Here is a 17,975-nt window from a genome sequence, read left to right as displayed (position 1 = left end):
TAATTCTTGCGGCGGAAGGCCCCGAGGCCCCCACACGCCCGTCACCGGATCGCCATGACATTTGTCATCGGCCCGGCCGCCATTGTGTTCTTCACGGGCGTCGCCTAAGAATGGACTATGACAGTCACGCTGAGGTCCCTGGAAACGGCAGTTCCCCGAACGGTCCTGGTCCAGCCCGAGGCGCGGGACGTGTTTGCGGCCCAGCCGGGACTCACCCGGCTGGGGCAGAGGCTGGTCCGCACCTGCTTTGACTCGGCGGCGATCGACACCCGGCACACGGCCGTGGCGGAGATGTCAGCCACCTTCCACAGCGACAACCCCCAGTTTTTCGACGTCGGCACCGGGCTCCTGCTCACCCCCAGCACCAAGGAGCGCAACGACCTCTTCACGGTGGAGGCCACCGCCCTGTTCATCGAGGCGGCCGCCAAGGCGCTGGCCGCGTGCGACGGCGTGTCCCCGGCCGATGTCACCCACGTCGTCACGGTTTCCTGCACGGGATTCTTCAACCCGGGACCGGACTACAAGATTGTCCGGGCCCTGGGCCTGGCCGCTTCCGTGCAGCGCTACCACCTCGGGTTCATGGGCTGCTACGCGGCGTTCCCCGCCCTGCGCGCGGCCAAGGCCTTTTGCGACGCCGACCGGGACGCCGTGGTGCTGGTCGTGTCCGCCGAGCTGTGTTCGCTGCATGTGCGCACCTCCAACAATCCGGACACCATCATGGGATCGTCGCTGTTTGCCGACGGCGCCGCCGCCGCGGTGGTGACGGCCCGCGAGCTGCCCGCCACCGCCCCGGCGCTGGCGCTGGACCATTTTGAAACCGTGCTCACGCCCGTGGGCGAGGATTCCATGGCCTGGAACATTGGCGACCAGGGCTTCGAAATGGTGCTGGACAGCTACGTGCCGCACATCATCGACGACCACATCGTCGGAGCCCTGGAGCCGCTGCTGGCCCACGAGCCCGCCTTGGCCGCCGGGGAGTACCGCGACATCCGGCACTGGGCCATCCATCCCGGCGGCCGCAGCATCCTGGACAAGGTGGAGGCCAAGCTCGGACTGTCCGAGGACCAGCTGGTGCCCGCCAGGGAGACGCTGCGCAACTACGGCAACATGAGCAGCGCCACCGTCATGTTCGTCCTCAAGCACATCCTGGACCAGCCCGCGGCGGAGGAATCGGAAAGCATCTGCGCCATGGCCTTCGGCCCGGGCCTGACCGTCGAAACCGGCCTGTTCACCAAGGTGTCCCCGGAGCTGGAACCGGTGTCCGGGCACGCCGGCCTGGACCACGCCCTGGACCACGCTGCCCGGGGCTGAGTCCGTGCGGTTCCTGCGGGAGCGCGCCATGGACGCGGTGGAGGACATGGACCGGCCGGACTGCGACGCCGCCCGGCTGGAACGCACCTACGCCCAGTTTCCGCTGGTCAACGCTGTCGTATCGGGGTGGCATGGCGTCTACCGGCGGCGGATCCGCCCGCTGCTCTCGCCCACCACTGCAACCACGCTCCTGGACATCGGCTGCGGCGGCGGCGACATTGCCCGGAAGCTGGCCGGCTGGGCCGCCCGCGATTCCCTGGTGTTGGACATCACGGCGATCGACCCCGACCAGCGCGCCCTAGATTTCGCCACGTCCCGGCCCCCGCACCCGCGGCTGGCGTTCCGCCGGGCCTTCAGCTCCGACCTCGTCGGCGAAGGCGCCTCCTTTGACCTGGTCATTTCCAACCACATGCTCCACCACCTCACCCCGGCCGAGCTGCAGGGCCTGCTGGCCGATTCGGAACTCCTGGCCCGGCGGGCCGTGATCCACAGCGACATCGCCAGAAGCCCTGCCGCCTACGTGTTGTTTGGGGCCGGGACGGCGCCGTTTTTCCCGGGGTCCTTCATCCGCCGTGACGGACTGACCTCCATCCGGCGCAGCTATACGGCGGCGGAACTGCGTGCCGTGGTCCGCCCCGGCTGGAGCGTCCGGTCCGAAAGGCCGTTCCGCACCCTGGTGCAGTTCACGCCCGGGAATGTGCGTGCCTGAGGCTGCGGGGACCGCGGACATGGGCATGCTGGACGTGGCCATTGTGGGCGGCGGCCCGGTGGGGCTGTACCTTGGCATCCTGTTGATCCAGCAGGGATTCTCCGTCAGGATCCTGGAGCAGCGTGCCAGTTTGAGCCCGCACTCCCGCGCCATCGGCATCCACCCGCCGGCCCTGGCCGCCCTGGCGCAGGCAGGCGTCGGCGCCGTGTTGGAGGCCGACGGCGTCCACATCCGTGACGGCGTCGGCCGCAGCCGCGGCCTGCTGGTCCGGCGGCTGTCCTTTGCCGAGGCCTCGCCGGCGTCGCCGCACATCCTCACGCTCAAGCAGGCACGCACGGAGGCGATCCTGGAGGGCCGGGTCCGTGAATTGGCGCCCGGCGCGCTGCTGCGCGGCGTCCGCGTCGAGTCGATGCACGACGCCGGAACCCACGTCGTGCTGGCTGCCTCGCCTGAGGCCGGGGAACGGCTGGGGCCGGGGGCCGCCGGCGCCGCGTGCACCTTCCGCGCGCGGCTGGTGGTGGGGGCCGACGGCGGCCGCTCCACGATCCGCCGGGAGCTCGGCATCCCGACGACGGACCGGGACTACCCGGACACCTACCTGATGGGCGACTTCCCGGACACCGGCAGCGACGGCGCCACAGCCGTGCTCTATCTGGAACCGGGCGGCATCGTCGAGTCGTTCCCGCTCCCGGAAGGGCTGCGCCGCTGGGTGGCGCACACCGATTCCCTGCTCGACGGCGCCTCGGCCGGCGACCTGGCGGGCCTCATCCAGCAGCGGACCGGCGTCACGGTGGACGCCCGCGCCAACAGCATGGTGAGCGCATTCGGCGTCCGCTCCAGGATGGCGGCGCGGATGGTGCGGGGCCGGGCGGCGCTCGTGGGCGACGCCGCGCACCAGATCAGCCCCATCGGCGGGCAGGGCATGAACCTGGGCTGGCTGGATGCCGCCGCCTTGGCGCCGGTCATTGACGCTGCCTTGCGCGGCCAGGACACGGGGCCGCTGCTGGAACGGTTTGAGCGCACCAGGATGTCAGCCGCACGGCGGGCCGCACGGCAGGCGGGATGGAACATGGCGCTGGGACGGCCCCTGCCGGCGTCGTTCCTGGCAGTCCGCAACTCAACGGTGGCCTGGGCCCTGGAAAGCACGCGGCTGCGCAATGTGGTGGCGCGCCGCTTTACCATGCAGTGACCCGCCCCATCCGTTGAAGTTCGAGATCATGACCCCTCCAAACGTTGAAGTTCGAGATCATGACCTCTACGAGCGACGGGGGCCGGCAGCCCGCATGCCCCTCAGTAACCGGCGGGCCAGGCGAACGCGGCCGGCGCCGCTGCCTTTTCCGCGCCCTTGGTGATGACGATGTCGACGTCCTCGTGGCTGGCCAGCTGGATCGAGGCCGGGTTGCCGGACTGCTTCTTGCCGTCGACGAACGTGGTGATGGTGTAGCCGCCGGACGTGGAGTAGGAGCCCACGCGGCCGGCCGACAGTGCCACGTCCCATTCGGTGAAGACCTCGCCCAGGTTGAAAGGCTTGACGACGGGCGATTCAACGTGGATGATGCCGGTGGCGTCGTGCGTGTGGAGCGGCGAGATCAGCTGGGCGCCGAGGTCGATGCCAATGTCGCCGGGCACCGCGATGGGCTTGCCGTCGGCCGTGATGCTCAGGTGGGTGTGGATGTGTTCGGCAGTGCCCTCCGCGGTCAGCATGGTCAGGCCCGCCGCCTTGGCCCGGGCCGAGGCATCGGCCGGTGCCGCCCACGGCGGGATCTGGGTTGAGCCCTGTGATGCGGAGACCGTGGCGCCGGTTGCTGCGCTGTTCGCTGCGGCGTTGCCTGCCGAGTTGGTGCTGATGACCACTCCGGCCACGACCGCCACGGCTGCCACGCCCGTGCCGGACCAGATCATGGCGCGGCGCCGGCGTACCTTCGTCTTTCCGGCGGCGGCTGCCGCCGAGGCCTTGCCGCGTGCCGCGTCGATCTTCTTGTGGGAATTCGGTTCCATGCATGTCTCCTCACGGCCAGGTCGTCACCGGGCCCGGATTCGATGGTCCCACGGCCACCTTGGCGTAAAGCGCGTTCCCGGGACTTTTACAGGGAATGCGGGGCAAATCCACAGCGGACGGCTGCGTCGGGCAGGTCGGGCCGCCCCTCCCCACGGCCCCTCCCCACCGACGCTCCTGCAGATCCGGGGGACTTTCCACCGACGCTCCTGCAGATCCGGGGACTTAATGCGGAACGCTCCTTCACCGGCTGCAGGAGGGACGCGAAAATAGTGCCGTTATCTGCAGGAGCGTCGAGGCGGGGCGTTCGTGCGGGAGGTCGTTATCTCGAACGTCAACGGCTGCGGGGCCGCCTATTCCCCGACGACCAGCGTTTCGTTGCCGCGGACCTTGGCCGCGCCCACCTCGATCATGGGATTGACGACGGCGGCCACGGCTTCCATGGAGTCGTCAAGCTCCAGCAGCACCGGGTACTGGTGGGCGATCAAGGCGAGAAGGTCGTACACCGCCCTGACGGCAGCGTCCCGCTCCAGCGAGGGCTCCACGCCGAGGAACACTTCCGACGCCGGGGCTGCCGCGGCCGGCGCGTCCGTCGCACCGGCGCCCTGCGAGTAGCTGACGGCAAACGCCTCGATGCGGCCCTTCCTACTTGGCTGCACGGACTCGCCAAAGGCACTTGCGGGTTCGGCCCGCAGCACCAGCGCGCCGTGCGCTCCCGTGAGGTCGTCCAGGAACATGCGCTGCACGGCGCCCGGGGTCAGGGGGCCGGTGGGGTCCCACTGGTTCACGGCCTCGTAGTACCGCCCCACCACGTCTGTCAGTTCGACGGAGCCGGTGGCCAGGTCCTGCACGCGGGCGGTGGCCTCGGCCTCGGTGCCCTCGCCGAACACGGGCAGCTTCAAGGCGCCCGGGCCCACCTCGACCACACGGTTGCGCTGCAGGACCGGCAGGCCCAGGGCCGCAGCAAAGGCAGCGCCCGAGGTGCCCGGGGCAACCTTGGTGCGCAACGCCGTCGTGCCGACCAGGCCGGCGGCCAGCGCGCCGTCGGCCTCACGGCGCAGCATGGTCACCAAGGTGGCGCCGACGCCTGCGCGGCGGTGGTCCTTGGCAACCTCCACATAAGCCCAGAGCCGTGCGGGGTGCAGCGTGGTGGAATAGACGACGGCGGCCGCGACGGGGATGCCCTCGTCTTCGGCCACGATGGTGCGCCGCCATGGGCCACTGTCCGATTCCGGCGCCAGCGCGGCGCGGAACTGGCCGGCCGCGGCGGACTCGGCGTCCCCCCAGACTTCCCGGAGGGTGAGGTCGTCGCCGTCGCGCCAGGGCCGGTACGAAAGTTCCGCCACGCCTAGGCGCCCAGCAGGCGGGAGGCCAGGTAGGACTGCACCTTGTCCAGCGAGACGCGCTCCTGGCTCATGGTGTCGCGTTCGCGGATGGTCACGGCGTTGTCCTCGAGCGTGTCAAAGTCCACCGTGATGCAGAACGGCGTGCCGATCTCGTCCTGGCGGCGGTAACGGCGGCCGATGGCGCCGGCGTCGTCGAACTCGATGTTCCAATGGCCGCGCAGCTTGTTGGCGAGCTCCTTGGCCTTCGGGGAAAGCTCCTCGTTGCGGGAGAGCGGGAGCACGGCGGCCTTGACAGGGGCCAGTCGCGGGTCCAGTTTCAGCACGGTGCGCTTGTCCACGCCGCCCTTCGCGTTCGGGGCCTCGTCCTCAACGTAGGCGTCCACCAGGAACGCCATCATGGAGCGGGTCAGGCCGAAGGAGGGCTCGATCACGAACGGCGTGAAGCGTTCCCCTGTGGCCTGGTTGAAGTAGCTCAGCTCGGTGCCGGAGCCCTTGGTGTGGGAGCCGAGGTCGTAGTCGGTGCGGTTGGCGACGCCCATGAGCTCGCCCCACTGGCTGCCCTGGAAACCGAACTTGTATTCAAAGTCGATGGTGCCGGCGGAGTAGTGGGCACGTTCGTCCTCGGGGACGTCGAACTGGCGCATGTTTTCCGGGTTGATGCCAAGGTCCAGGAACCATGCCCAGCACAGGTCGACCCATTCCTTGAACCACTTTTCGGCGTCCTCGGGGGCGGTGAAGAACTCAATTTCCATCTGCTCAAACTCGCGCGTGCGGAAGATGAAGTTCCCGGGCGTGATTTCGTTGCGGAACGCCTTGCCGATCTGGCCGATGCCGAACGGGGGCTTCTTCCGCGACGTGGTGAGCACGTTGTTGAAGTTCACGAAGATGCCCTGCGCGGTTTCGGGGCGCAGGTAGTACAGGCCGGCGGCGGAATCGACCGGGCCCAGGAACGTCTTGACCAGGCCGGAGAACAGCTGCGGCTCGGTCCACTGGCCCTTGGTGCCGCAGTCCGGGCAGACGATGTCGTCCATGCCGTTTTCCGGCTCACGGTTCTTCTTCGCGACAAACGCCTCGACGAGGTGGTCCTGGCGGTGGCGCTTGTGGCACTGGGTGCACTCGACCAGCGGGTCGGTGAACGTGGCGACGTGGCCGGAGGCTTCCCACACGGCCTTGGGCAGGATGATGGAGGAATCCAGGCCCACCATGTCCTCGCGCCCGCGCACAAAGGACTGCCACCATTCGCGCTTGATGTTTTCCTTCAGCTCGACGCCGAGCGGCCCGTAGTCCCAGGCCGACCGCGAACCGCCGTAAATCTCACCGGCCTGGAACACAAAGCCGCGACGTTTCGCGAGGGAAATGACCTGGTCAAGCTTGGATTGGGGCGCCACTGATTACTCCTAGTAATTACGAGGCCGCTGGGTGCGGTCCGTCCGGGGACCAGCCTACCGGCAGGCGCTGCCCGGGGCGGAATTCGCGTGCCCGCCGGACCCGGTGCCGGTCTGGCGCATGATGCACGACGCCGGACCCCGGCCCCCACCGTTGGCCCGCCCTTTGCGGGACCCGGGCGCCGCTCAGGCAAGCACCACGCAGGTGGGGCTGCCGAACGCGAGGGTCTGCACGGGAGCCGCACCGGGCAGCCCGTCACCGTCCAGTTCAAACACGGCCACCGAGTCGGAGTACTGGTTTGCGACGAAGATCTTGTTGTTCCCCAGGGCAAAGTGCCGCGGCCAACTGCCGCCGCACGGGATCTGGACCAGGAATGCCGGCGGTGTCGGCGCGGCCCCGTCCAGGCCCGACACGTCCAGCACCACCAGCGTGTTGGGTCCGCGTACCGCGCCGTACAGCTTGGTGCCGTCACCGGAAAGCTGGATGTGGGAGGGGGCAAAGTCCTTCGCGCCCGCCACCTCCTCCGCCGTGCGCGCCAGCGGCGTCCGGAAGAGCCACTTCCAGAAATGGCCTGCACCGGCACCCGGAGCCACCTCGGCCCGGCGCAGCACGTGAACGTACCCGTCCAGTTCCCCGGACACAAGCAGGAAGTCGCCCTTGATGGCAACGTGGCGCGGCCCGGTACCCGGCGGCAGCTCGGCGGAACCCAGCCGGACCTGGGTCCGGGCTGAGTATTCGTCGACCCGGTCGGCACCCAGGTCCGACACCAGCACGGTGCCCCACGGCGTGGCCGTCACCTGGTGGGCGTGCGACCCCGCCTGCCTGCCACTGACCGGGCCGCTGCCCGGGTGGGACAACAGGGCCGGGGGTCGCGCCGTCGTGCCTTCCAAAAGCCCGGCAAGCGGTGTCACGGAGGCCGTGCCCGAGGAGTAGTTGGCAGCCCAGACGTCGGCACCGACGAGCATGAGATGGCAGGGGTCGGCGCCCCCGGAGGGCGCCCGGCCGCGGACCTCGAGCGTTTCCGGGTCGAGCGCCGTGATCCGGCCGTGGGGCAGTTCCTCGACGGCGAGCAGCGATCCGCCGCCGGGCGTCACGAAGGAAGGATTCACGGAGCCGCCGCCCCCCGCCTGGCGGGGCCCCACCGTGCCGTCCGGCGCCAGCGAGAAACGCGCCACGCCGGGTCCCTCGCCGTAGGGTGCCTGGGTGTAGCCGCTGACAAATACGTGGCCGGTGGCGTTCATGTGGACCTCCTGGGGGCGGGCTGGTATCAATCACCACGCTATAGCCAGCCGGCGTGCACGTCGCCCTCCATGCGGCAGAATTGACCCATGAGTTCACATGAGACCACCGAGATCACCATCCGCGACGACATGATCCGTCTCGGGCAGCTGCTCAAGCTCGCCAGCCTGGTGGAAGACGGCGTGGAGGCGGCGGACCTGATCAGGAACGGCATGGTGCAGGTCAACGGCCAGATCGAGGAGCGCCGCGGCCGCCAGCTGCACGGCGGCGACACCGTCACGGTGGGCGGGGAAACCGTGCGGATCACCGCACCCTAGCGTTACTTCAGGACCTTGTACTGCAGGAATTCACCCACGTGCGCCATTTCCTGGGCGTTGATGCCGTGCCACATGCCCGTGTACAGGACTTTGGTGAGCTGGGAGTGGGCCCGCAGCCACGTGTTGGTGTACTCGACGGCGGCGGCAGGGACCACGGGGTCGGCCTGGTCGCGGCCCCAGAAAATCTCGGGTTTCGCGGCGGCCGTGGCGGCGTCGTCAAAGAACGGGTCGCCATCTGCCTCGACCACAAATCCTGACAGCCCGACGACGGCCGCATAGTCCGCGGGCCGGTGCCGCAGGAGCGTGGTTGCCATGCACATGCCCTGGGAGAACCCGAGGAGCGACACCGACGAGTGCCCAGCGCGGACGGCGTCCAGCCAGGCCTCGAGGCCCGCTGCCGCTTCCGTCACGCTGTCCACCGAGTAGGAGAGGTCACTGTCCAGCGGGAACCAGGCACGGCCCGGTCCGGCCTGGAGCCGGGCCCCGACGGAAGCGACCGTGAATTCGGCGGGGAGCTGCGCGGCCAGGCCGAAGAGGTCGGCCTCGTCGGCGCCGTAGCCGTGAAACATGACAAGCAGGGGCGTGCCGGCCCGCTCGTTTTCGGGCCGGGACCACAGGACCTGGGGGGATTCACTCATGTGCCCCATCGTTTCATGTCCGTGGTGCCGGCGCGATTCGGCACGGCCAGGCACGGCCTGGCGGCGGGATGTGCGGCGCGGTTTTGCGGCGCGGTTTTGCGGCGCGGTGCCGCGTGGTGGCGTGATTTGGCCGGGTGAGGGCAGTATGGATGTGTGAGCGAATTTAGTGAAGCAGAAAAGTCACAGCTTTCCGGCACTGTCGAAACGGCCCGCCACCCCTGGAGCCGCTATGTCGCGATGGGCGACTCCTTCACCGAGGGCATCGGCGATCCCGAGCCCAGCAGCCCGGGCGGGCACCGCGGCTGGGCGGACCGAATGGCCGAGGAACTGGCCCGCGGCCGCGAGGACTTCAAGTACGCCAACCTGGCCATCCGGGGCCGGCTCCTGCGGCAGATCCTGGCCGAGCAGCTGGAACCCGCCCTGGCCCTGAAGCCGGACCTGATCAGCATCTCCGCGGGCGGCAACGACCTCATCCGGCCCGGTTCCGACCCGGACACACTCGCCGAGCGTCTGGACGCCGCCGTCGGCAGGATGTCCGTTGCCGGGGCCACTGTGCTGCTGTTCAACGGGCCGGACGTCCGGGACACCCCGGTGCTGGGCATGGTCCGGGGCCGCATAGCGGTCTACAACGAAAACCTGCGTACCATCGCCTCCCGCCATGACGCGGTCGTGGCGGACATGTGGTCCATGCGCGAACTGAAGGACCCGCAGATGTGGTCCGCGGACAGGCTTCATTTTTCGCCGCTGGGCCACCACAACATCACCATCATGGCGCTGAACACCTTGAACGTCCCGCACGAGCTGCTCCCCCAGGTGCCCACGCCGCTGGCGCCGCAGAGGTGGCAGGCCGCTCGGGCTGAGGACCTCGTGTGGGCACGCGAGTTCCTCATGCCGTGGGTCCTGCGACGGCTGCGCCACAGATCGTCCGGCGACGGCATGTCCGCCAAGCGGCCCACCCCCGGCCCGGTGTTTGGGCCGGGCATCGGCTCGGCCCTGCCCGGATCAGGGGGCCAGATGCGGGGCTGAAGGCGGCCCCGTTCCCCCGTGAAGCACCGCGCCACATGATGTCAGGCAGACTAAGATGAGGGAAGGTGCGGAATCCGCGCCACTGAAGCCTGAAGAGGTGTGTTGTGCTGACCATGCTCGACCCTGCAGCGACAGGAGCTGTTGCCGCGTCATCTTCCGGTTCCGGCGCGCTGCCCCCGTGGTTCATTCTGGTGTTCTTTGCCGTGGTCCTGGTCGCCAACTTCGCCCGGGCGGCGTCCCGCCGCAAGCGGGCACGGAGCGCCTCGCCCTACGCCACGACGCCCCGGTCCGGCAGGCCGGGCAGCCCGGGCTACTCGCAGCCCGGCGGGCCGCAGTCCGTGCACCAGGCAACGCCGGGCACGGTGCAGCAGTCCCCGGCCATCCCGTACGGCGGCACGCTGCTCAACGGTGTGCCGATGAAAAGTTACGACGCCGTCCAGGGCCACCAGACCATCGGGTTTGCCAACGAGCGCATGAAGGCCGAGGCCGAACTCAAACGCCAGCTTGATGCGCTCGACGCCGCACGCCGCGCCGGCCAGGTCACGGCGGAGCAGTACGCCGCCCACCGCGAGGCGATCTTCAAGAACTTCTAGCTTCAACTGTCGGGGAAGCGATCGCCGGCAGGCGGAACGGGACCCGGTTTTTTGGGGCTTAATCCGTGAAGAACGATTCCCGGAGCAGATCGCCGACGGCGGCCACTTCGGTCAGGAAGCCGTCGTGGCCAATGGCGGAGTCGATGCGGCGGACCACGACGCGCCCGGGGAGGGCTTCGGCCAATTCATCCGACTGCGCCGGGAAGTAGAGGCGGTCGCTGTTGACGGCGGCCACCAGAAATTCCACGCCCTCGGTGCGGGCCAGTGCCTCAGGCAGTGTGCCGCGCCCCCGCGCGACGTCGTGGCTCATGAGGGCTTCGGTGATGGCCACGTAGCTGTTGGCGTCGAAGCGGGTGACCAGCTTCTGCGCCTGGTGGTCCAAATAGCCTTCCACCTGGTAGCGGCCCGCGCCGCCCCCGACGGCGGGACGCAGCCGGGCGTGGCCCAGCGGGTCCTCACCGGGTTGCGCAAAGCGGCCAAAACGGGCGCCCATCTCGGCCTCGGACCGGTACGTGATGTGGGCGATCCGCCGTGCCAGACCCAAGCCCAGGGTGGGGGCCGCGCCGTCGTAGTAGTCCCCGCCGGCAAAGTGCGGGTCCTGGCGGATGGCGAGCACCTGGGCCTGGGCAAAGGCGATCTGCTCGGCCGTGCTGGCGGCGCAGGCCGCCACCACGGCACAGCGCCGCACGCGTTCGGGGTACGTCACCGCCCATTCGAGGGCGCGGGCGCCGCCCATCGAACCACCGATGACGGCGTGCCAGGACGTGACCCCCAGCGCGTCAGCCAGGCGTGCCTCCGCGTGGACGGAGTCGCGGATGGTGACGAAGGGGAAACGTGAGCCGTAGGGCGCGCCGTCCTCGGCAATGCTGGAGGGGCCGGTGGTCCCGTAGCAGCCGCCGAGCATGTTCGCGGCCACCACGAAGTACCTGTCGGTGTCGATGACTTCACCGGGGCCGACCAAACCTTCCCACCAGCCGTCCTCCTCGGACTCCCCGCGGCTGACATGGGTGCTGCCCGTGAGTGCGTGCTGGATGAGGACGGCGTTGCTGCCGTCTTCATCCAACGTCCCCCAGGATTCGTAGGCCACCGTCACGGACGGCAGTCCGCCCCCGGCCTCCAGCGCCAGCGCGCCAATGTTCACCGAGCGCAGCACGCCGCCGCCCTGCCCGACGGCGCCGGACCAGGGGCTGCCGCCGGGGTTGGACGTGTCGGGGTCGGTGCCTGGGGTGAACACGGTATCCTCCGCCGCCGTCCTGTCCGCGGCACTCACGCTGATTTTGCTGCCCGGAACCCGGCTTCGAGATCGGCAATGATGTCCTCGACGCCTTCCAGGCCCACGGACAGGCGTACCAGGCCGGGGCGGACGCCGGCGGCCAGCCGCTGCTCTTCGCTCAGCTGGGCGTGCGTGGTTGACGCCGGATGGATCACCAGGGAGCGGACGTCGCCCAGGTTGGCCACGTGCGAGTGCAGCTCCAGGCCGTCCACGAAACGCCGCCCGGCCTCGAGCCCGCCCTTGATGTCGAAGGAGACGATGGCGCCCGTCCCGTTCGGGCCGTACTTGCGGCCGCGCTCAAACCATGGGCTGGACGGGATGCCGGCGTAGGCCACGGCGTCGACGTTCTCATTGGCTTCAAGCCAATTGGCCACCTTGACGGCGTTGGCGACGTGGCGTTCCACCCGCAGGCTCAGCGTCTCGATGCCCTGCGCGATGAGGAAGGCGTTGAAGGGGGAGATGGCGGAGCCGAGGTCGCGCAGCAGTTGCACGCGGGCCTTGAGGATGTAGGCCAGGTTGGCGCCGAGGGCGCTGCCCACGCCGAGGTCGCGGGCGTAGACCAGGCCGTTGTAGCTCTCATCCGGAGTGTTGAATCCCGGGAACCTGTCCGGGCTGGCGGCGAAGTCGAACCTGCCGCCGTCGACGATGATGCCGCCGATGGCGTTGCCGTGCCCGCCCAGGTACTTGGTGGCGGAATGGATCACGATGTCCGCGCCCCATTCCAGCGGGCGGATCAGGTACGGCGTGGCCAGGGTGTTGTCCACGATCAGCGGCACGCCGGCGTCGTGGGCGATGGCGCTGATGTTTTCCAGGTCCAGCACGTCCTGGCGCGGGTTCGAGACCGTCTCGCCGAAGAACGCCTTCGTGTTGGGCCGGACCGAGGAGCGCCATTCATCCAGGTTGTCCGGATCGGAGACAAACGTGACCTCGATGCCGAGCTTCTTCAGCGTGTGGGCCAGCAGGTTGAACGTGCCGCCGTAGATACTGGGGCTGGACACAATGTGGTCCCCGGCCTCCGCCAGGTTGAGGATGGCGAACGTGGTGGCGGCCTGCCCGGAAGCAAGGAGCAGGGCCCCCACCCCGCCTTCCAGGCTGGCGACGCGCTGTTCGACGGCGTCGGCGGTGGGGTTGCCGATGCGCGTGTAGATGGGCTCCAGTTCGGTGAGCGCGAACCGTGCGGCGGCGCTTTCCGTCGAGGGGAACACGAACGACGTCGTCTGGTAGATCGGCAGCGCCCGGGCGCCGGTGGCGGCATCCGGCTGCTGGCCGGCGTGGATCTGACGGGTTTCAAATGACCAAGCGTTGCTCACTTCGAGCTCCTTACACACTAGAGGCCGTCCACGTCCCGCGCCCCGGCGTCCGGGGACGCAGGGGGCGGGAGGGGAAGTTGCGGCCCGCGCTTGCACCGAGCCCGGTTGGCCCAGCGCCAGGTCTTCACCCGGGGCACCCCGCCGCGGTAAGGAGGGTTGCCGGCCAGCGAGCCGGGGCTTGTCGCTGGCACTCATGACCTGTTACCAGTGTGCGAGAGCGCTCCGCCGCGCCGCAACATTGTGACGGCTTTATGACCCTGGCCGAACATGTGCTGGACATTGGCGCCGAAAACTGGGCAGGGCCGAACAAGTGCCGTGCCGACCACCTGCAGCATCCTGTCCTTGGCGTCCCACGTCGGAGGAGTGCCGCGGCGGAGCGGACCCTGCGCTGTCCCGCCCTACCCGCGCTTGCCCAGTCCGGCCCGGCGCAGAGCCTCTGCCATGGCGGTGTCCGCCGCCGGTGCCGCCGGCCGGGCCTGGCCGGTCGACGGAGATCGGGTCTGGCCGGATCCATCCACCGGCCGGCCCTGCCGCCCCTGCCGGGCCTGGCGCGCCCCCTGGGCACCGCCCCGCGGCGAGTTACGCGCCGGTGTTCGGGAGCCGGCGTCGTCCGCGGGAGCATTTGTCGTGGACCCGGCTCTGGCTCCGGCCTTGGCGCCGGCGGCATTGGCCCCGTCGTCCAGGCGCAGGGTGAGCGAGATGCGCTTGCGTTCCGGCTCCACGTCCAGCACCTTCACGCGCACGACCTGGCCGGACTTGACCACGGTGTGCGGGTCGGAGACGAACGTGTTTCTCATGGCGGAGACGTGGACCAGCCCGTCCTGGTGCACGCCGATGTCCACGAAGGCGCCGAATGCGGCGACGTTGGAGACGGTGCCCTCCAGGATCATGCCCGGGCGCAAGTCGGTGATCTTCTCAATCCCCTCGCTGAACGTGGCGGTTTCAAAGCGCGGGCGGGGGTCGCGCCCCGGCTTTTGCAGCTCGGCGACGATGTCCGCCACGGTCGGCAGGCCGAAGGTTCCGTCCGTGAAGTCCTGGGGGTCGACGGCGGCCACGGCCGCCACGCCGCCGGAAATTTCCGCGGGCCCGGCACCGACGGCGGCCAGGATCCTGCGGGCCACGCCGTACGCCTCGGGGTGCACGCTGGAGGCATCCAGCGGCTCCGCTCCCCCGGTGATGCGCAGGAAGCCGGCACACTGTTCGTAGGCCTTGGGGCCCAGGCGGGCCACCTTGAGCAACTCGCGGCGCTTGCTGAACGGGCCGTTTTCGTTGCGGTGCGCCACAATGTTTTCGCTCAGCAGGGGCCCCACACCGGCCACCCGGGCCAGCAGCGCCGGGGACGCCGTGTTCAGGTCCACACCGACGGCGTTGACGCAGTCCTCGACCACGGCGTCCAACGAGCGCTCCAGCTTGGCCGGGGTGAGATCGTGCTGGTATTGGCCCACGCCGATGGACTTGGGATCGATCTTGACCAGTTCCGCGAGCGGGTCTTGCAGGCGGCGGGCAATCGAGACCGCGCCGCGCAGGGAGACGTCCATGCCGGGCAGTTCGGCGCCGGCCAGGGCGGAGGCGGAATAGACCGACGCACCGGCCTCGGAAACCACCAGCTTGGCGACCAAGCGATCCGGATGGGTCCTTTTGAGTTCCGCGAGGAGTTCGGCGGCGAGCTTGTCGGTTTCGCGGCTGGCCGTGCCGTTGCCGATGGCGATGAGTTCCACATGGTGCTTTTCCACCAGGGCAGCAAGCGTGGCCAGGGCCTCGTTCCAGCGCCTGGCCGGGGCGTGCGGGTAGATGGTGTCCGTGGCGGCCACCTTGCCGGTGCCGTCCACCACGGCCACCTTGGTGCCCGTGCGCAGGCCCGGGTCCAGGCCGAGCGTGGCCCTGTTGCCGGCGGGCGCGGCAAGCAGGACGTCGCGCAGGTTGGCGGCAAACACGCGCACCGATTCCTCCTCGGCGCTTTGGAACATCCGCACGCGCAGGTCCACGGACAGGCGGGTGAGGATGCGGGTGCGCCAGGCCAGGCGGGCGCCGGTCATGAGCCAGGTGTCGGCGGCCCGGCCGGCATCGGCAATGCCTAGGGAGTGCGCCACGGCGCTTTCATAGCGGGCGCGGGCCTGCGCCTGGGCGTCGGCGTCGCGGGTGTCCGCCTCCGAAAGGTCCAGTGTCAGCACGCCTTCCTTTTCGCCGCGCAGCAGCGCGAGCACCCGGTGGCTGGGCAGCGTGTGCGGCGGCTGGGAAAAGTCAAAGTAGTCCTTGAATTTCTCTCCGTCGGCGGCCTTCCCTGCCTTGCCTGTTTTGACTGTGGATCGCAGCCGGCCCGTCTTCCACAGCCTTTCGCGCAGCCCGCCCACCAGGGCGGCATCCATCCCTGCCCGTTCGATGAGGATGGCGCGCGCGCCGGCCAGCGCGTCGTCGGCAGTGGCCACGGCGTGCTCCGGATTCAGGAACCTGTCCGCGATCGCGGCGGGGGCCTGCGCGGGGTCCTTGAGGAGCGCCTCGAGCAGGGGCTCCAGGCCGGCTTCCCGGGCGGCGTCGGCCTTGGTCTTGCGGGTGGACTTGTAGGGCAGGTACAGGTCCTCCAGGTCCGACTTCGTCGTGGCGGCCTCGATGGCGGCGCGCAGCCGTTCCGTCAGCTTGCCCAGCGCGTGGACGGTCTCCAGCACCGCACGACGGCGGGACTCCAGCTCGCGCAGGTAGCGCAGCCGTTCCTCCAGCTCGCGCAGCTGGGCGTCGTCGAGCGTCCCTGTCACTTCCTTGCGGTACCGGGCAATGAAGGGGACGCTGGCGCCGTCGTCCATCAGGCCGACGGCGGCACGCACCTGGGCGGGCCGGACGCCCAGCTCCGCGGCAATGGCGGCGCCGATGCGGGCCTCAACCGCCGCGGCGGAGGGCAACAGCAGGGCGGGGGAAGCGGCGTCGGGCTCGGTGGGGCGGGTGGATTCAGTCACCTCTCAATTCTGCCCCAGATTTGAATACTGCCTGCCCCCGCTGCGGTCAGACATCCTATGTGAGTTAGGCGACGCTAAGTCGAGAGCCCGATCACAAAGTGCCAAGATAAACGCATGCGAATGGACCACGTTTCTTACGCCTGTGAATCAGATGGCTTGGCCGCCACCACGGAGCGAATCGCGACCGCACTGGGGGTCGACGCAGTGCGCGGAGGCGTGCACCCGCGCTTCGGCACCCGCAATATGATCATTCCCCTCACCGACCACCACTACCTTGAAGTTGTCGAGGTGTTGGACCACCCCGCCTCCGACAAGGCGCCGTTCGGGCAGGCCGTCCGCGCCCGCTCCCAGGCAGGCGGCGGCTGGATGGGCTGGTGCGTGGCTGTGGACGACCTCACGCCCTTCGAGGAACGTCTGGGCCGCAGCGCCGTCCCGGGCAACCGCAAGTTCCCCGACGGCCGCGAGCTTGTCTGGCAGCAGATCGGCATCAAGGGCCTCATCGCCGACCCGCAGGTGCCCTACATGCTCAAGTGGGAGGGCGACCCCGCCCTGCACCCGTCCCTGGCCCGTCCGTCCGCCGTGCGGCTGGCGTCCCTGACCATTGCCGGCAGCGCCGAGCGCCTGACCGAATGGCTGGGCCAGCCCGTCGAGCAGCCGCTGGAGGACGTGGCCGTGGAGTGGATTGCCCCGCGCGGCACCCCCGGCATCATGTCCGTGACCTTTGAAACAGCCAACGGCAACGTCACGATTTAGTTTTTCGGGCTCACGACAGCGGCACCCACCCTTGCGGGGGCGGGTGCCGCTTGCGTTCCCGGCAGGCGGGGTCCCCGCCAGATTCGGCGGTGCAGATGACGCGGGTTCGGGCGGGTCCACCCAATCGGCGGTGCAGATAAAGCGGGTTCGGCAGCCGCCACCCCACGTTATCTGCGCCACCAAACCCAAGACCGGGAGCCAGCCCACGTTATCTGCGCCACCAATACCGGTGAACCCAGGCAACGACGCCCGCCCTCGGCTGCGGTTACCCGAAGCCGAGTGCGGGGCCAAGGGTGAAGGCGGCGATGTCCACGAGCGAATGCGCCACGACCAGCGGCATCACGCGCCCGTACCTTTTGTAGAGCCAGCAGAACAGCAGGCCCATGACAAAGTTGCCAACGAATGGTCCGAAGCCCTGGTACAGGTGGTAGCTGCCGCGGATCAGCGAGCTGAGCAGGACCGCGGCCAGCGGCGCGAGCCCGATCCGCTCCAGCCGGTCCAGCAGCCAGCCGACCATGACCACTTCCTCGAGCAGGCCGTTGTGAATGGCCGAGAGCACCAGCACCGGAATGGTCCACCAGTATTGGTGGAGGGCGCTGGGGATGATCTCCGTGGTGATCCCCAGCGCCCGGCCGGCGGCATACAGCCCCAGCGACGGCACGCCGATGACCACCAGCAGGCCCAGGGCGCCGAGCCCGTCGCGGACGGGGCGCCGGAAGTCGAGCCCGATCCTGCGGAACACCGATTGTCCGGGCTCGGCGAGCAGGTAGAGCACCAGGAACACCGGCACCACTGCGAAAAAGATGTCCAGCAGCTGGTACGTCAGGTCGAAGAACTCGCGGTTGCTGCGGACCACGTTCAGTGTGGATGTGCCCTGCGCGATGGGCGCCCGGGACATCTTGTCCAGCAGCTGCACCACCGAATACACGGCCGACTGTCCGAGTGAAAGTCCCAGCACCAGCAGCACCTCAAACACCAGCCGACGCCGCGACCGCGCCCCCCAGTTCCACCGCACCGTCGCGGCCCCGCCGCCCAAGGCGGGCGGACCGGCGTCGTACTGGTCATTGCGGGGCGTGGCGTCATTCATGTACTAAATGATGCCCGGTCTTGCACCCATTGCGGTTGAGGCT

The 17,975-nt window shown here is 69.3% G+C and carries 16 protein-coding genes and 1 riboswitch; of the genes, 7 read left to right on the top strand and 9 right to left on the bottom strand.

The genetic code is table 11. The annotated features are described in order from the left end of the window. The first annotated feature begins 117 nt into the window (after positions 1-117). The 3 genes from DMB86_RS07750 to DMB86_RS07740 are packed head-to-tail and all read left to right on the top strand — an operon-like array spanning position 118 to position 3,209. A complete protein-coding gene (locus tag DMB86_RS07750; RefSeq protein ID WP_113717271.1) occupies positions 118-1,311 on the top strand; it encodes a type III polyketide synthase in 1,194 nt (397 codons plus the stop codon). A 4-nt stretch (positions 1,312-1,315) separates the two neighbouring features. Next, the gene (locus DMB86_RS07745) at positions 1,316-2,020 is read left to right on the top strand and encodes a class I SAM-dependent methyltransferase (RefSeq protein WP_113717270.1); all 705 of its coding nucleotides are present in this window, start codon (positions 1,316-1,318) and stop codon (positions 2,018-2,020) included. Then, positions 2,013-3,209 (top strand): FAD-dependent oxidoreductase, encoded by a 1,197-nt coding sequence (locus DMB86_RS07740; RefSeq protein ID WP_335645034.1) that lies wholly within the window; start codon positions 2,013-2,015, stop codon positions 3,207-3,209. The genes DMB86_RS07745 and DMB86_RS07740 overlap by 8 nt, the downstream gene beginning before the upstream one ends. Before the next feature lie 101 nt (positions 3,210-3,310). Here DMB86_RS07740 and DMB86_RS07735 read toward each other — a convergent pair whose 3' ends face one another. The 4 genes from DMB86_RS07735 to DMB86_RS07720 form a co-directional block, all read right to left on the bottom strand. Then, positions 3,311-4,018 (bottom strand): hypothetical protein, encoded by a 708-nt coding sequence (locus tag DMB86_RS07735; protein ID WP_113717269.1) that lies wholly within the window; start codon positions 4,016-4,018, stop codon positions 3,311-3,313. Positions 4,019-4,369: 351 nt separating this feature from the next. Beyond that, the gene (locus DMB86_RS07730; protein ID WP_113717268.1) at positions 4,370-5,362 is read right to left on the bottom strand and encodes a GNAT family N-acetyltransferase; all 993 of its coding nucleotides are present in this window, start codon (positions 5,360-5,362) and stop codon (positions 4,370-4,372) included. A 2-nt stretch (positions 5,363-5,364) separates the two neighbouring features. Then, positions 5,365-6,750, bottom strand: a complete 1,386-nt coding sequence (locus tag DMB86_RS07725; protein WP_113717267.1) for a glycine--tRNA ligase — start codon at positions 6,748-6,750, stop codon at positions 5,365-5,367. 183 nt (positions 6,751-6,933) lie between these two features. Then, entirely contained in the window at positions 6,934-7,989 is a 1,056-nt protein-coding gene (locus DMB86_RS07720) for a lactonase family protein (RefSeq protein WP_113717266.1), read from the bottom strand. Between the two features lie 87 nt (positions 7,990-8,076). Between DMB86_RS07720 and DMB86_RS07715 the strand changes: the two genes are divergently transcribed. Continuing rightward, on the top strand, positions 8,077-8,304 hold the full coding sequence (locus DMB86_RS07715; protein ID WP_113717265.1) for an RNA-binding S4 domain-containing protein: 228 nt from the start codon (positions 8,077-8,079) through the stop codon (positions 8,302-8,304). 2 nt (positions 8,305-8,306) lie between these two features. Here DMB86_RS07715 and DMB86_RS07710 read toward each other — a convergent pair whose 3' ends face one another. Further along, complete coding sequence (locus tag DMB86_RS07710; protein ID WP_418202307.1) at positions 8,307-8,951, bottom strand: alpha/beta hydrolase; 645 nt, start codon at positions 8,949-8,951, stop codon at positions 8,307-8,309. A gap of 228 nt (positions 8,952-9,179) precedes the next feature. Here DMB86_RS07710 and DMB86_RS07705 point away from each other — a divergent pair, with 228 nt between their 5' ends. Both DMB86_RS07705 and DMB86_RS07700 read left to right on the top strand, forming a co-directional pair. After that, a complete protein-coding gene (locus DMB86_RS07705) occupies positions 9,180-9,968 on the top strand; it encodes an SGNH/GDSL hydrolase family protein (RefSeq protein WP_113719412.1) in 789 nt (262 codons plus the stop codon). 104 nt (positions 9,969-10,072) lie between these two features. Further along, positions 10,073-10,561, top strand: coding sequence for a hypothetical protein (locus DMB86_RS07700; RefSeq protein ID WP_113717263.1), 489 nt, complete (start codon positions 10,073-10,075; stop codon positions 10,559-10,561). Positions 10,562-10,619: 58 nt separating this feature from the next. On the opposite strand, the gene metX is transcribed toward DMB86_RS07700, so the two are convergent. The 3 genes from metX to DMB86_RS07685 form a co-directional block, all read right to left on the bottom strand. Continuing rightward, on the bottom strand, positions 10,620-11,714 hold the full coding sequence (gene metX, locus DMB86_RS07695; protein WP_227878726.1) for a homoserine O-acetyltransferase MetX: 1,095 nt from the start codon (positions 11,712-11,714) through the stop codon (positions 10,620-10,622). 113 nt (positions 11,715-11,827) lie between these two features. After that, on the bottom strand, positions 11,828-13,144 hold the full coding sequence (locus DMB86_RS07690) for a bifunctional o-acetylhomoserine/o-acetylserine sulfhydrylase (protein WP_113717261.1): 1,317 nt from the start codon (positions 13,142-13,144) through the stop codon (positions 11,828-11,830). Between the two features lie 81 nt (positions 13,145-13,225). Beyond that, positions 13,226-13,343: riboswitch (SAM riboswitch) on the bottom strand. A gap of 199 nt (positions 13,344-13,542) precedes the next feature. Next, entirely contained in the window at positions 13,543-16,038 is a 2,496-nt protein-coding gene (locus tag DMB86_RS07685) for a Tex family protein (RefSeq protein ID WP_418202324.1), read from the bottom strand. A 168-nt stretch (positions 16,039-16,206) separates the two neighbouring features. On the opposite strand from DMB86_RS07685, the gene DMB86_RS07680 reads away from it, so the two are divergent. Then, positions 16,207-16,845, top strand: a complete 639-nt coding sequence (locus DMB86_RS07680) for a VOC family protein (RefSeq protein ID WP_113717259.1) — start codon at positions 16,207-16,209, stop codon at positions 16,843-16,845. Positions 16,846-17,110: 265 nt separating this feature from the next. Here the strand turns inward: DMB86_RS07680 and DMB86_RS07675 are convergent, their stop codons facing one another. After that, complete coding sequence (locus DMB86_RS07675; RefSeq protein WP_113717258.1) at positions 17,111-17,932, bottom strand: CPBP family intramembrane glutamic endopeptidase; 822 nt, start codon at positions 17,930-17,932, stop codon at positions 17,111-17,113. Positions 17,933-17,975 lie beyond the last annotated feature (43 nt).

This window comes from Arthrobacter dokdonellae, assembly GCF_003268655.1.
Taxonomy (GTDB): Bacteria; Actinomycetota; Actinomycetes; order Actinomycetales; family Micrococcaceae; genus Specibacter; species Specibacter dokdonellae.
This window is presented reverse-complemented; position numbering and strand designations above follow the sequence as displayed.

Excerpts from the sequence above, each read along its gene's own strand:
- DMB86_RS07750 (WP_113717271.1), top strand. The coding sequence starts at position 118 with ATGACAGTCACGCTGAGGTCCCTGGAAACGGCAGTTCCCCGAACGGTC.
- DMB86_RS07680 (WP_113717259.1), top strand. The coding sequence starts at position 16,207 with ATGCGAATGGACCACGTTTCTTACGCCTGTGAATCAGATGGCTTGGCC.
- DMB86_RS07710 (WP_418202307.1), bottom strand. The coding sequence starts at position 8,951 with ATGGGGCACATGAGTGAATCCCCCCAGGTCCTGTGGTCCCGGCCCGAA.
- DMB86_RS07675 (WP_113717258.1), bottom strand. The coding sequence starts at position 17,932 with ATGAATGACGCCACGCCCCGCAATGACCAGTACGACGCCGGTCCGCCC.
- DMB86_RS07715 (WP_113717265.1), top strand. The coding sequence starts at position 8,077 with ATGAGTTCACATGAGACCACCGAGATCACCATCCGCGACGACATGATC.
- DMB86_RS07720 (WP_113717266.1), bottom strand. The coding sequence starts at position 7,989 with ATGAACGCCACCGGCCACGTATTTGTCAGCGGCTACACCCAGGCACCC.
- DMB86_RS07705 (WP_113719412.1), top strand. The coding sequence starts at position 9,180 with ATGGGCGACTCCTTCACCGAGGGCATCGGCGATCCCGAGCCCAGCAGC.
- DMB86_RS07735 (WP_113717269.1), bottom strand. The coding sequence starts at position 4,018 with ATGGAACCGAATTCCCACAAGAAGATCGACGCGGCACGCGGCAAGGCC.